This window comes from Novosphingobium sp. RL4, assembly GCF_035658495.1.
In the GTDB taxonomy this organism is placed as follows: Bacteria; Pseudomonadota; Alphaproteobacteria; order Sphingomonadales; family Sphingomonadaceae; genus Novosphingobium.
On the sequence record NZ_CP141945.1, the window covers coordinates 372,911 to 386,139 of the forward strand.

General features: G+C 65.0%; 11 protein-coding genes. 8 read left to right on the forward strand and 3 right to left on the reverse strand.

Annotation, left to right across the window (positions count from 1 at the left end; genetic code table 11):
* Positions 1-17: 17 nt before the first annotated feature.
* Together U9J33_RS18935 and U9J33_RS18940 are read right to left on the reverse strand one after the other, a co-directional pair.
* Positions 18-1,061: a FecR family protein gene (locus tag U9J33_RS18935; protein ID WP_185999804.1), complete on the reverse strand. Its 1,044-nt coding sequence runs from the start codon at positions 1,059-1,061 to the stop codon at positions 18-20.
* Positions 1,058-1,540 (reverse strand): RNA polymerase sigma factor, encoded by a 483-nt coding sequence (locus U9J33_RS18940; RefSeq protein WP_185999805.1) that lies wholly within the window; start codon positions 1,538-1,540, stop codon positions 1,058-1,060. The genes U9J33_RS18935 and U9J33_RS18940 overlap by 4 nt, the downstream gene beginning before the upstream one ends.
* A 202-nt stretch (positions 1,541-1,742) precedes the next feature.
* On the opposite strand from U9J33_RS18940, the gene U9J33_RS18945 reads away from it, so the two are divergent.
* From U9J33_RS18945 to U9J33_RS18960, 4 genes are all read left to right on the forward strand, one after another.
* Positions 1,743-4,076, forward strand: a complete 2,334-nt coding sequence (locus tag U9J33_RS18945) for a TonB-dependent receptor (protein WP_324699696.1) — start codon at positions 1,743-1,745, stop codon at positions 4,074-4,076.
* Between the two features lie 74 nt (positions 4,077-4,150).
* Entirely contained in the window at positions 4,151-5,611 is a 1,461-nt protein-coding gene (locus U9J33_RS18950; RefSeq protein ID WP_324699697.1) for an amidohydrolase, read from the forward strand.
* A gap of 87 nt (positions 5,612-5,698) precedes the next feature.
* Positions 5,699-6,994 (forward strand): dicarboxylate/amino acid:cation symporter, encoded by a 1,296-nt coding sequence (locus U9J33_RS18955; protein ID WP_324699698.1) that lies wholly within the window; start codon positions 5,699-5,701, stop codon positions 6,992-6,994.
* A 72-nt stretch (positions 6,995-7,066) separates the two neighbouring features.
* Positions 7,067-7,753, forward strand: a complete 687-nt coding sequence (locus tag U9J33_RS18960) for a GntR family transcriptional regulator (RefSeq protein WP_185999809.1) — start codon at positions 7,067-7,069, stop codon at positions 7,751-7,753.
* Positions 7,754-7,811: 58 nt separating this feature from the next.
* On the opposite strand, the gene U9J33_RS18965 is transcribed toward U9J33_RS18960, so the two are convergent.
* The gene (locus U9J33_RS18965; RefSeq protein WP_324699699.1) at positions 7,812-8,735 is read right to left on the reverse strand and encodes an SMP-30/gluconolactonase/LRE family protein; all 924 of its coding nucleotides are present in this window, start codon (positions 8,733-8,735) and stop codon (positions 7,812-7,814) included.
* A 160-nt stretch (positions 8,736-8,895) separates the two neighbouring features.
* Between U9J33_RS18965 and U9J33_RS18970 the strand changes: the two genes are divergently transcribed.
* The 4 genes from U9J33_RS18970 (at position 8,896) to U9J33_RS18985 (ending at position 13,216) form a co-directional block, all read left to right on the forward strand.
* Positions 8,896-9,852: a hydroxyacid dehydrogenase gene (locus tag U9J33_RS18970; protein WP_185999811.1), complete on the forward strand. Its 957-nt coding sequence runs from the start codon at positions 8,896-8,898 to the stop codon at positions 9,850-9,852.
* Positions 9,849-10,571, forward strand: coding sequence for a 4-carboxy-4-hydroxy-2-oxoadipate aldolase/oxaloacetate decarboxylase (locus tag U9J33_RS18975; RefSeq protein WP_054439070.1), 723 nt, complete (start codon positions 9,849-9,851; stop codon positions 10,569-10,571). Before U9J33_RS18970 ends, U9J33_RS18975 begins: the two co-directional genes overlap by 4 nt.
* Positions 10,572-10,733: 162 nt before the next feature.
* Positions 10,734-12,044: an NtaA/DmoA family FMN-dependent monooxygenase gene (locus U9J33_RS18980; protein ID WP_185999812.1), complete on the forward strand. Its 1,311-nt coding sequence runs from the start codon at positions 10,734-10,736 to the stop codon at positions 12,042-12,044.
* Positions 12,044-13,216, forward strand: a complete 1,173-nt coding sequence (locus U9J33_RS18985) for an alpha-hydroxy acid oxidase (protein WP_324699700.1) — start codon at positions 12,044-12,046, stop codon at positions 13,214-13,216. Before U9J33_RS18980 ends, U9J33_RS18985 begins: the two co-directional genes overlap by 1 nt.
* Positions 13,217-13,229 lie beyond the last annotated feature (13 nt).

The window sequence follows — 13,229 nt, forward strand, 5'->3', positions numbered from 1 at the left end:
CGCCCAAGGCGCGCCGCTCAGGGCTGGACGAGTTCGGCCCGGGTCGCGCTTTCATTCTCGACGCGGGCAATGCCGGCCAGTTCCAGGCTCTGGAGGAAACCGCGCGTCACCCCGATGCGGAACGTGCCGCTGATCGGATGACGGGCCAGTGCCGGGCTGGCGACGATGATTTCCTGCGGACTGTAGCGGTTGATCTCCGCCACGGCATCCTTCAGGGGAACCTGGTCGAAACTGACAACACCCTTGCGCCAGGCAAGCTGCCGGTCGACATCGATGCTGCCGGTGCGGAACCTGCCGGAACTCCAGACAAGCTCCTGCCCGGGGGCAAGGATCGCCGATTGCGCAGGCTGTCCAGCGCTCGCGGGCATATCGACACGGACCTTTCCGTGCGCAAGCGTAACGCCGATGGTACCGCCGAAGTCCCGAACCGCAAAAGCGGTGCCCAGCGCAGTGACCTTCACCCCGCCCGCCTCGACCACGAACGGCTTGCGCGGGTTCTTCGCCACCTCGAAGAAGGCTTCGCCATTCCTGATGGAGGTGCTGCGCCGCGTATCGGTTTCGTTGACCGCAAGGGTGGAAGAGGTATTCGCCGTGATCGTCGAACCGTCCGTCATGCGGAAGGTCAACTGCTGGCCGATGCCGGTTGAAATGATCCGGCTGTCCGCCCCCGCAATCGCCGTGGCCGTCGCCGCAACTTCGGCGCTTTGTTGCCGCTGGTAGACGACACCGGCGGTCAGCACCGCAACAGCTGCAACCGCGGCCGCCAGCGGACGCTGCCACCGGCCACGTGAGCGGCGGTTGGCCAGCGCCCGTTCGCGGATCGCCAGGATGCGTGCATCCGTTCGCATCGCGGCGGTCTCTTCCCATGCGCGCTCGACGCGCGCCCAGGCCACGCGATTGCCCTCGTCACGGGCGTGCCAGCGCTCGAAATCATCGTAATCCTGCGCGGTCGCCCGAGGCGAACGGAACAGGCTGAAATAGGCGGCCGCCGTCGCTTCGGGGGAATCGATCTGTTCCAGAGCGCGGGCATCGAAGGGCCGGGGATCGATGGACTTGCTCATGGCAGATCCCTCGCAGCCAGGAAGCGCACGGCCTTCATCAGGTGCCGCCCGACTGCACTGTTAGAAAGGCCGAGATGCTCTCCGATCGCATCGTAGGACATCTCCTCGAAGCGGTGGAGGACGAAGGCGTCGCGCGTAAGTTCGGGCATTTCCTCAAGCGCATTGACCAGCCGGTCCACGTCCTCGCGCCCACGCAAGACACGCTCAGGCGTCAGTTCCTCTACCGGGTGGAACGTCTCGGTCAGTTCGAAATGCGCGCTACGGTGGCGGACCTGATCGCGGCGCGCGCGGTCGGTCAGCACACTGGCCGCGACCTGGAACAGGTAACCCTCGACATTGGCGATCGGATCGGTCTGCCCGCGCACGTGCATGCGCACCAGCACGTCCTGCACGAGATCGTCCACATCACCGGGCACCGCCCGCTTGGCGATGTACCGCCGCAAGGCCGGGACGTGCGCCGAGAGATCCGGCGCCTCCACGCGTTCGTTCGGCGATGTCCTGCGCAGCGAGAAAATGACGTCGATCCTTCGATCCGGAAACCGCCTCTCCTTAGCCGCGCAGCCGGCGAAACGTCACCCGGAATATTTTTTCATCGAAAGCGAATGATCCGCGCCGGACTGCGTCTTGCGACTATCGGCCTGCGATCAGGGACAGGCCGGATAGATAAGGAAATAGAATAATATGTCCTGTCGTAGCCTTTCCGCATTGCTGCTTGCCTCTTCGTTCCTGGCCATTTCGGCCCCGGTCGCCCAGGCCCAGGAAACCGCCTCGCGCGTATCCGACGAGCCCGGCGGCGAAATCTTCGTCACCGCCCGCCGCCGCGAGGAAAGCGCCCAGACCGTTCCCGTCTCGGTGACCGCCTTCAACGAGGAAATGCTGCGCGAAAAGGCGATCGTCAGCACGCAGGACCTCACTTACACGACGCCGGGCCTCAACGTCGCCCCGCAGACCTCGCGCGATACGCCCAGCATCGTCATTCGCGGCCAGCGCCGCGCGACGGCAGGCGCGGCCGCGCCTTCGGTTGTCACCTACTTCGCCGATGTGCCGCTGCCCAATGAAGGCTCCATCGTGCCGACGTTCGACGTCGGTTCGATCCAGGTCCTCAAGGGCCCGCAGGGCACGCTGTTCGGCCGCAACACCACCGGCGGCGCGCTGCTGCTTTATCCTACCGCGCCGGATTACGACTTCGGCGGCTACGGGCAGGTCACGCTCGGCTCCTACAACGAGCGGACCTTCGAAGGCGCCGTCAATGTGCCGATCATGGACGAACACGTCGCCCTGCGTCTGGCCGGACAGGTTGCGCGCCGCGACGGCTACACCAAGAACCACGGCATCGGCGGCAACCTTGACGACCGCAACAACAACGCCTTCCGTGCCTCGCTGCTGGTGGAACCTGTCGAGGGCCTCAAGAACGTGACGGTGTTCGACTGGTACCGCGCGCGGGAGAACGGCACCGGCCTCGTGCTCAACGGCGTCTACCCGAACCCCGCCGTCTCCGGTGGCGGCACCGCGCGCACGGCGGCCAACGCGCCTTACTTCGACTGCGGCGTTGCCGGCTGCGACATCGACATCGCCCTGTCCGAGCAGCAGGCCGCCGGCGTGCGCGACGTGTCGACCAGCATCGATCCTTATTCGAACCGCACGTTCTGGGGCCTTGCCAATACCACCACGCTCGATGTCGGCACGGTCACCTTCAAGAACATCTTCGGCTACCGCAGCAGCAAGGTAGACGGTGCTCGCGACATGGACGGCACTTACCTTGCCCTCTACGACGGCGTGTCCAACACCAATGTCCAGCAGTACTCGAACGAGTTCCAGGCCATGGGCAAGCTGTTCGGAGACAAGCTCGACTGGATCGTCGGCGCATTCTACCTGAAGAGCGACCCTAACGGTGTGAACGGCAGCGTCACGTACTCCGCCGTGATCCCGGGCAAGACCTTCACCTATAACGAGAACTACAACACCTCGACCAGCAAGGCGCTGTTCGGCCAGATCGGCTATGCCTTCGGCGGATTTGCGGAAGGCCTGCGCTTCAACGGCGGGTTCCGCTACACCTGGGACAAGTCCTCGGGCTGCTCGGTGGCGGCGCTGGATACGGCGGCACGTATCGGGCCGGACGCCTGCGAGGATCGCGGCGGCAAGACCGGCTCGGAAAGCTCCAAGGCGCCGACCTGGACACTGGGCTTCGACTACAAGGTCAACGACGACCTGTTCCTCTACGTCACCAACCGCCGGGGCTACCGTTCGGCCGGTTACAACCAGAGCGGGCTGTCCTCCTACTTCGACGGTTTCGAGACCTTCAAGCCCGAGAAGGTCACCGACTATGAAGCCGGCATCAAGTCGAGCTGGCAGCTCGGCGACGTGAAGGGCCGCTTCAACATCGCCGCCTACACCAGCAAGTACAACAACATCCAGCGCTCGATCTTCCCCGGCGCGGATTTCGACGGCGACGGCAACTCCGCCAACGACCCCAGCAGCCTGATCATCAACGCCGCCAAGGCGACGATCCAGGGCACCGAGTTCGACTTCTCGGTCACGCCGGTTCACGGCTTCACCCTCTCGGGCTTCGGCGCCTATACCGACGCCAAGTACGACGAGTACGATGCCCCGGCCGCCTTCATCCCGCTGCTGGGCAACAATCCGGTCAACAACAAGTTCTCCTACACCCCCAAGTGGACCGTGGGCGGCGGCGCGCGTTACGCGCATGACCTGGGCGAGTTCGCGGAACTGGTGTTCAACGCCAACTGGTTCCACAGCACCAAGGTCTGGTACGTCGAGCGCCCGCTGGATACCAACGGCATCCAGAAGGCCTACGACACCGTCAACCTGAAGCTTGACCTCAACGACATCGAGGGCCGGGGCATCGATATCGGCTTCTTCATCCGCAACCTGTTCGACGTGACTTACGCGGCGGCCGGCGGCGTGGTGACCCCCTCGATCACTTCGACCACGCTGGTCTACAACGAACCGCGCGTGTTCGGCGCCCAGCTTCGCGTCTCGTTCGGGAAGCGCTGATTTACTGCCTGTCCCGCGCGGTTCGCCGATCCGCGCGGGACAATTTCGATACGACCTTCAATGAGGATGTGCTCATGAAATCCCTCGTTCGTACCGTCCTGTTCCTGCTCGCCGCCAGCGCCAGCGTTCCCGCTCTGGCCGGGCCGCTTGCCGATGCCGACCGCACCGCGATCCTGGCCGACGTCGATCGCGGCTCTGCCGCCATGTCACGCAATGCGCTTCAGATCTGGTCCTGGGCCGAAGTCGGCTTTGAGGAAACCAAAAGTTCCGGGCTGCTTCAGAAGGAGCTGAAGACCGCCGGCTTCCAGGTCACGCCCGGCGCCGCCGGAATGCCCACCGCCTTCGTCGCCAGCTTCAGGACCGGCGACGGCCCCGTCATCGGCATCCTTGCCGAATTCGATGCCCTGCCCGGCCTCGCCCAGGCCGCCGAGCCGGAGCGCCATGCGCTTGACGGCATTGCCGGCCATGCCTGCGGCCACAACCTGTTCGGCGCCGCCTCCATCGCCGCTGCCATCGCCACCAAGAATTGGATGGTCGCTCACGGCATCAAGGGCGAACTGCGTGTCTATGGCGCGCCTGCCGAAGAGGGTGGTTCGGGCAAGGTCTTCCTCGTCCGCTCGGGCCTGACCAAGGACGTCTCCGCCATGCTGCACTGGCATGCGGGTGACGGCTACAGCGCCATGCAGGGCCATGCCCTTGCCAATGTCAGCGCCAAATTCCGCTTCCACGGGATCGCCTCGCACGCGGCCGCCGCGCCCGAACGCGGCCGCTCCGCGCTGGATGCGGTCGAGGCGATGGACAACATGGTCAACATGATGCGCGAGCACGTCCCGCAGGAAACACGCATTCATTACGTCATCACCGATGGCGGCAAGGCACCCAACGTCGTGCCCGACACGGCCGAAGTCTACTACTACGTCCGCCACCCCGACCAGCAGCAGGTGGCCGAGATCATGGAGCGCGTGAAGAAGGCCGCAGAAGGCGCCGCGCTCGGCACCGGCACAACGGTGGAGTACAACCAGATCGGCGGCACTTTCGACCTGCTGCCGAACGACACGCTCGGCCATGTCATGTACGAGAACCTCAAGCAGGTGCCGCTGCCCGCCTACACGGCGCAGGAACAGGCCTTCATCGACAAGATCAGCGCCACCCTGCCCAAGGGCGGCCGCAAAAGCACACCGGGCGTCGCCCCCTATAGCAGCGGCGAGATCATGTCGGCCTCCACCGACGTCGGCGACGTCAGCTACACGACCCCCACCGCCGGGCTGTCCGCCGGCACCTGGGCGCCGGGCACCCCGCCGCACAGCTGGCAGGCGGTTGCGGCCAGCGGCAACAGCGTCGGCACCAAGGGCGCCGAAGTCGCCGCCAAGGCGCTTGCCCTCACCGCCGCGCAACTGTTCCAGAGCCCCGATACGCTGGCCGCCGCCAAGGCCGAACTCGACGAGCGCCGCGGTCCGAACTTCGTCTATCGCTCGCTGCTCGGCGACAAGGCCCCTTCGCTGGATTACCGCAAGGGGTCTGCCACCAAGGATTGACCGGACCCATCCTGACCCCGGTTCCGCCCATCCCGGCGGAACCGGGTCCTTTTTTGGGCCCCGCCCCTCTTCCAAAGAGTACTGCCTATGTCACGTCGCCTGACGACCCTGATCGTCGCCGGGATGGTATCCGGCGTCTGCGCCGGATTTGCCGCCAACCAGATCGTCGGCGGATCGGCCGAAACCGCCGGGCAAGTGGCGGGCTACTTCCACCTCCTTGCCGACATTTTCCTGCACCTCATAAAGATGATCATCGCGCCGCTGGTGTTTTCCACGCTGGTCGCGGGGGTTGCGCATATGGGAGACAGCGGCGCATTGGGCCGGATCGGCGGGCGGGCCATGGCCTGGTTCGTGATCGCCAGCCTGATCTCGCTGACGCTGGGCCTGGTATTCGTGAACCTCTTCGCCCCCGGCGAGGGGCTGGACCTCGTGCGCTCTGCCACGAACGTCGACGCGCCCGTCAATGGCAGTGCCCTGAATTTGCGTGACTTCGTGCTGCACGTGTTCCCGACATCGATGGTCGGCGCGATGGCAGACAATTCGGTGCTCCAGATCGTGGTCTTCTCGCTCTTCATCGGCGTGGGCCTCACGGCGCTGGGCGATGCCGGCAAGCCGGTGGTGCTGCTGATAGAGACCATGGCCCAACTCATGCTGAAAGTGACCGGCTACGTCATGCGGGTCGCGCCGCTGGCCGTGTTCGGCGCGCTGGCGGCGGCCGTGACGACCGAGGGCCTCGGCGTGCTCAGGACCTTCGGCACGCTGGTGGGCGAATTCTACCTTGCGCTCATGGCGCTCTGGGTTCTCCTGCTGGCCGCGGGCGCGCTATTCCTCGGCAAGCGCATCTTCTCGCTGATCCGCCATGTGCGCGAACCGGTGCTGCTCGCCTTTTCGACCGCCTCTTCCGAGGCGGCCTATCCCAAGATGCTGGAACAACTGGACCGCTTCGGCGTGCCCCGGCGCATCTACAGCTTCATCCTGCCACTGGGCTACAGCTTCAACCTCGACGGCTCGATGATGTACGCCACTTTCGCGACGATGTTCATCGCGCAAGCTTACGGCATAGACCTGCCGCTCATGACGCAGATCACGATCCTGCTGGTGCTGATGGTGACGAGCAAGGGCATCGCGGCGGTCCCCCGCGCCTCGCTGGTGGTGGTCGCCGCCACGCTGGCGCAGTTCGACCTGCCGGTCGAAGGCGTGGCCTTCATCCTTGCTGTCGATCACTTCATGGACATGGGCCGCACCGCCACCAACGTCCTGGGCAACGCCATCGCCACCTCGGTCATCACCCAATGGGAAGGTCTGCTGGCGCCCGAGAGCGAGGGCGAGCGTCCTGTTCCCGCCGTGGCCGAAGCGGACATTGCGAAGATCGCCCTGCCGTAACCTGCCTCGCAAACCGCCGGAGCCGCGTTCACACCTCGACCCACGGGCAGAATCGCCTATCAGGGGAACATCATGAGTTCCCAACCATCCTCCGTTGCCAGCCAGCGCATCGCCGATATCCTCGCAGAGCGTATCCTCTCGGGGGATCTGCGGCCGGGAACCCGGATCAAGCAGGACGAACTGGCGGCGGAGCTGGAAACCAGCCGCATCCCGGTGCGCGATGCCCTGCGGATGCTGGAAGCACGCGGCCTCGTCACCATGCGCCCCAACACCGGGGCCCGGGTGACGAGCCTGACGATGCGCGATCTCGAAGTCTCGTTCGAGATACGCGCCAGGGTGGAGCCGCTGCTGCTGGCGGAAAGCGTGCCGAACCTGACAGAACAAGACCTGGCCGACCTCAAGGAGGTGATGGAGCGGATCGAGCAGGTTTCCGACCTTGACGAGACGATCGCGCTGGGCCGCGAGTTTCACTGGATCACCTATCGCCGCCACGATACGCCGCTGCTCGCGCAGATCGTCGAGCGCGTCTGGGATACAACGCAGAGCTATCGCCGGGCCTACATGAAGCTCTCGCTCGGCAGCGGCAATCGCACGCACGACGTGGAACACCGGCTGCTCTATGACGCGATAAGCCGCCGCGAAGTGGAAACCGCACAGGCCGTCCTCGTCATGCATATCGGCCGCACGCGGATCGGGCTGGAGCGCTACGCCCACCTGTTGAGCCAGTCCGACGCAAAGACCAAGCCCCCCCGCGCCTGACGCCAATCGGATTGGCGCGGGACGCATTTTTCGCGCGCGCGAAGGGGATAAAAACTCCTCAGATGCTAGCCGAACAGATCGGACGTCCCGGCACCGGCATCTCCACCCGGTAAACGGTGCCGGTGCTCGATTCCGTGAAGTAGAGCCATTTGTTGCCCGGTCCGCCATATGCCGCATTGGTGGTATAGCGCCCTTCCGGCACATCGATCCGCAGCATCGGCTCGCCCCGATTGCTGAAAAGCCAGACCGCGCCGAAACCGACATGGCAGACGACGAGATTGTCATCCTCGTCGATCGTCAGTCCGTCCGGCCCGGAGCCGCCGGACATCTGGATATAGGTCCCCACCTTGCTGATCACCGCACCGTCGTTGACCAGTGGGCACCGCCAAACGGCATTGGCGCGGGTAACCGCCAGGAACAGCGCCGTCTCGGCCTTGTTCAGCACGAGCCCGTTGGGACTGGGAATCCGGTCCAGCAGCAATTCGGGCTGCGCCGTCCCGGCGCGCACGCGGAACAGCCGGCCATTGGGGTTCTGCCAGCCCGACTGGCCCTGGTCGGTGAAGTAGATATCGCCATTGCGCGCGATCGTCAGGTCGTTGCAGCCAAGGAAAGGTTCGAGCAGGTAGCGGTCGAACCATGTTTCCGCCTTTCCGCTCTGCAAGTCGCAAACGACCATGCCCTTGTGATGGTCCGCCACCAGCAGCCGTCCATCGGCGAGGAACTTCATGCCGTTCGGCTGCCCATCGTATTCGAAACCCAGTTCGCAGGTTCCGTCGGGCGCGATCCGGAACAGCCGTCCCCAGGGAATATCGGTAACCCACAGGTTCCCCTGCGCATCGAACACCGGTCCTTCGAGAAACACCGGCGCTGCCGCACCGTGAAGCTGGACCCTGGCCCATTCGGTCGTCTCGCCGTGCCGGCGGAATTTCTCGGGAATACGGCAGAAGGGTTCCGCCATGACGGCGGGCGGGGCAGCGAACATCGCATTCTCCTCTCAGCCGATCGCCCGGACGAAAAACGGACAGATCGGATACATCTCTTTGCGGAAAGACCTAATAGGAGTTGACCGCGCGAGAAAGAGCTTTCACGAGACACTCAAGCCACAAACGTATACATAATCGTCATGGAGAGGAGATTCAGCCGTGAGTTCCCGCGAACTCGTATGCATTATCGATCCTATCCACCCTATCGGCGTGGAAAGGCTGAGCGCCCGCCATGACATTATCGCTCCGGCGAACTGGCGCGAGGACGCAAGGCTTCGCGAAACCAGCGTGATCGTCATCCGCACCAGCCCGTTGGGGCCGGAGATTTTCGGTGCGATGCCCCGCCTCAAGGCCATCGTGAAACACGGTGCGGGCGTAGACAACATCGCCATTCCGGCAGCCAGCGCGCAGGGCGTGATGGTGGCCAACACGCCGGGCGGCAACAACTCCACCGCCGTGGCCGAAGGCGCGGTCTCGATGATGCTCTCGTTGCTGCGCCAGTCCCGCGAGATGGACGCACTGGTGCGCGGCAATCGCTGGGACGAGCGCTGGCAGATCCGCCTTGGAGACCTGACCGGCGCGAAAGTCGGACTGATCGGCTTCGGCCGCATCGCCCGCTGCGTCGCACGCATATGCAGCGCCGGTTTCGGAGCCGAAGTTGCGGCGTTCGATCCGATGGTGCCGGATGAGGACATGCGCGCCGCCGGGGTCGAACCTCTGCCCCTCGAACGGATTCTCCAGCGCGACATCGTCTCGATCCACACTCCGCTCAGCGAAGGCACGCGCAACCTGATCGACACTGTCGAACTCGGCCTGATGGCACCGCATGCGATCCTGGTGAACTGCTCGCGCGGGGGCATCGTCAATGAGGCCGCGCTCGCCGAGGCGCTCAGATCCGGCCAGATCGCGGGAGCCGGGATCGACGTTTTCGAAGCCGAACCGCCGTCCCCGGACAACCCCTTGTTCGGCCTGACCAACTGCATGCTCTCACCGCATGTCGCCGGCGTCACCGAGGCGGGCATGAAGGACATGGCGCTCCACGTCGCCAGCGTCGTCGACTGCGTAAGCCGCGGAGAACGACCCGCGACCCTCCTCAATCCGGAGATTTCCGAATGACCGCTCCGCTCAAGTCCGTGATCTACAAGCGTATCCCCCGGCCCGATCCCGAGCTTGTGGCCCGCGCAGCCCGGTTCGGCGTGGCCGATCTTCACGAAGGCCTTGGCGAGATCGCCGGCCGCATGTGCCTGATGAGCCCTGCGATGGCGCCCATCTCCCCCGGCCAGAAGCTCTGCGGCCCCGCCGTCACGGCGTGGAATTTTCCCGGCGACAATCTTGCCATTCACGCAGCTCTCTACGTGGCGGAAGCCGGCGACGTGCTGGTGCTGACGAATGGCGGCGGCCATCAAGGGGCGCTTTGGGGTGACGTGGCCTGCACTTACGCTCGCCGCAAAGGCCTTGCCGGCACTGTCGTCCATGGCGCCATGCGCGACGTCGATGCCATTCGCGAGCTCGACTACCCGGTCTGGTCCACGGCCGTTTCCGTCGAGCATCCGAAGAAACGCGGCCCGGTTGCGGTCAACGTGCCGCTGGTGGCGGACGGCGTACTGGTCGAACCGGGCGACGTCGTGGTCGGCGATTCCGACGGAGTGCTCGTCATCCCGCGCGCCCACCTTCTGCAAACGGTTGAAAGCGCGGAGAAACGCGCGGCTGCCGAAGTCGAGTTCCGCCGCCGCATCGGCGAGGGCGAAGTGCTGTTCGAGGTGCTCGGCATGGACAAGGTCATCGCCGATCTCGGCATCGAAATTCACGACTGCACCTGGGGAGGGGACCTCTAGGAGGTCCGGCAGGGGCGGCCGGGGCCGGCTTGCGCCGGTTCCGGCCGCATCCCCCGCCTACGGGATACAGGCGCGAAAACTTGTATACATTAAAAAAGGTCCAGACATGCCTTTCGGCCCGCCGGACCTGCACTTCAGATTGCGAGAGAGGGAACCGGCGCCATGACGAGCAAGCAGATTCATCTGGTCAGCTTCCAGATCCATTCGCCGATCAATCATACCGTGCTGAGCTGGGCCGCGCCCGGCGATACCCGGCTCTCCGCGATGAGCGACCTCAAGGCCTGGCAAAGCCTCGTTCGCACGCTTGAGCGCGGGAAGTTCGACGGGCTGTTCTTCGCCGACACGCCCGGCGTGTTCGACCGCTATAGAGACAGCCACGAGGACGCGGTGAAGTACGGCGTGTGCTGGCCCAGCCACGATCCTGTCGTACTGCTTTCCGCCCTTGCCGCCGCCACCGAACATCTCGGCCTGGCAACCACGATGTCGACAAGTTCCTATCGCCCCTGGTCGATCGTGCGCCAGCTCTCGACGCTGGACTACCTGTCCGGCGGACGTGTCGGCTGGAATATCGTCACCGGCCACTTGCGCGGCGAACATCGCGCGCTGGGCCTCGAACAGCTCGAACATGACCGCCGATACGATGCTGCCGACGAATATATGGAGATCTGCTACCGGCTCTGGGATTCCATCGGCGAAGGCGCGATCCTGGCCGACCGCGAACGCGGCATCTATGCCGATCCCGACAAGGTGAAGTTCGTCGACTTCAACGGTGAATTCCACAAGTGCCACACGGTCGGCCCGGTCCTGCCTTCGCCGCAGCGTCGCCCGGTGCTGTTCCAGGCCGGAACCTCCGGGCGGGGGCTGCGCTTCGGCATCGAGCACGGCGACGTGGTGTTCGCGATCCAGCCGAATCTGCCGGGAATGCAGCGCTACATGCGGCAACTCGAAGAAGCCGCTTCCGGTCTTGGCCGCAAAACCCCGGGCGTGCTGTTTGGCGTGCAGCCGATCCTCGGCGGCACCGAGGAGGAAGCCCAGCGCCATCTCGACGACCTGATCGAACGCTTGCCACTCGACGGTTGCCTTGCCCGCCTTTCCGGCACGATGGGCGTGGACTTCTCCGGCATCGAACTGGACCAGCCGATGCAGGAACAGGCGACCCAGGCTTCGCAGGGGCTGATGAAGGCCTTTACCTCGGTTCTGGGCGACAGGCCCTTCACCTTGCGCGAAGTGGCCATCAAGTGGGGTCTTGCCGTCGGCATGCCGCAGCTCGTGGGCACGCCCGACCAAGTCGCCGACAAACTGGAAAGCATCTGGCGCGAAACCGGCTGCCACGGCTTCAACCTCACTCCTACGGTCATGGCTTCCTCAGTAGAAGGTTTTGTCGACGAGGTGGTGCCGATCCTGCAGAAGCGCGGGATCTATCGCACGGAATACGAAGGCACGACGTTCGCCAGAAATCTCGGGCTGAACTGATGGCCGCCATCGCCGAACGCGCGCACAATATACCCCAGCTTCGCGACCTCGCCCGCCGCCGCCTGCCACGCGCGATATGGGAGTTCGTGGAGCGGGGAACCGAAGACGATCTCCTGATCGGGCGGAACCCCGATGCCCTGCGCGCCGTGCAACTCCTGCCGCGCACCCTGCGCGACGTCTCCGCGCGTTCCGCAGAAATTACGCTGTTCGGGCGCCGCCAGCCGCTCCCACTGGTGATCGCACCCACCGGGGTAGCGGATCTCATGTGGCACCGCGGCGAACGCGCCATCGCGAAAGCCGCGGCAACAGCGGGCATTCCCTTCACGCAGACCACTAGTTCCACCACCAGCTTCGCCGAGATCGCCAAAGTGGCCTCGTGCGGGCACTGGATGCAGATGTACCTCTGGGAAAGGCGCGACCTGTCGTGGCAGGTCGTCGATGCCGCACGGGAAAACGGCGCGGAAGTCCTGGTGCTGACAGTGGATACGCCGCTCTGGCCGCTGCGCGAATTCAACCGCAGGGCCGGCATGTCGAACCCGGTGCGCCCGAACGCCCGCCTCGTCGGCGATTTCCTGCGCCGACCGCGCTGGCTCGCCTCGGTCATGGGCCGCTACATGCTGGAGGGCGGCTTGCCGCAGTTCGCCAATTATCCGGCGGAAGTCGGCGGACGGATCACCGGCAAGGTCTCCCGCGTCGCCAATTCCGCCTCGGTCGACTGGAAGGACGTGGCCGAACTGCGCCGCCGCTGGCCCGGCAAACTCGTGCTCAAGGGCCTGCTCCATCCCGACGATGCGCGGATGGCAGTGGATCACGGCGTGGACGGTATCGCCGTATCCAACCATGGCGGGCGCAATTTCGATTCCTCGCCGCCCGCTATCACCGCACTCGGCGATATCGTCGATGCCGTGGCAGGGCGCGCAGCAGTCCTGTTCGACAGTGGCATCCGGCGCGGCGCAGACGTGCTGAAAGCCATGGCGATCGGCGCGGACGCGGTGATGGTAGGCCGTGCGACGCTCTATGGCTGCGCCGCCGCTGGCGAGGCAGGAGCCCGACATGCGCTGACGTTGCTCGCGAACGAGATAGACGTGGGCATGGCCATGCTGGGCGTGAACCGGCTGAACCAGCTTGACCGCAGCTTCCTGATGCCCGGAACCGCCGGGTTGCTGCGCTGAAACGAAAACCCCC

Bases quoted from the DNA above. Each gene is read 5' to 3' on its own strand.
- U9J33_RS18935 (WP_185999804.1), bottom strand. From the start codon at position 1,061: ATGAGCAAGTCCATCGATCCCCGGCCCTTCGATGCCCGCGCTCTGGAA.
- U9J33_RS18945 (WP_324699696.1), top strand. From the start codon at position 1,743: ATGTCCTGTCGTAGCCTTTCCGCATTGCTGCTTGCCTCTTCGTTCCTG.
- U9J33_RS18950 (WP_324699697.1), top strand. From the start codon at position 4,151: ATGAAATCCCTCGTTCGTACCGTCCTGTTCCTGCTCGCCGCCAGCGCC.
- U9J33_RS18955 (WP_324699698.1), top strand. From the start codon at position 5,699: ATGTCACGTCGCCTGACGACCCTGATCGTCGCCGGGATGGTATCCGGC.
- U9J33_RS18960 (WP_185999809.1), top strand. From the start codon at position 7,067: ATGAGTTCCCAACCATCCTCCGTTGCCAGCCAGCGCATCGCCGATATC.
- U9J33_RS18965 (WP_324699699.1), bottom strand. From the start codon at position 8,735: ATGTTCGCTGCCCCGCCCGCCGTCATGGCGGAACCCTTCTGCCGTATT.
- U9J33_RS18975 (WP_054439070.1), top strand. From the start codon at position 9,849: ATGACCGCTCCGCTCAAGTCCGTGATCTACAAGCGTATCCCCCGGCCC.
- U9J33_RS18980 (WP_185999812.1), top strand. From the start codon at position 10,734: ATGACGAGCAAGCAGATTCATCTGGTCAGCTTCCAGATCCATTCGCCG.
- U9J33_RS18985 (WP_324699700.1), top strand. From the start codon at position 12,044: ATGGCCGCCATCGCCGAACGCGCGCACAATATACCCCAGCTTCGCGAC.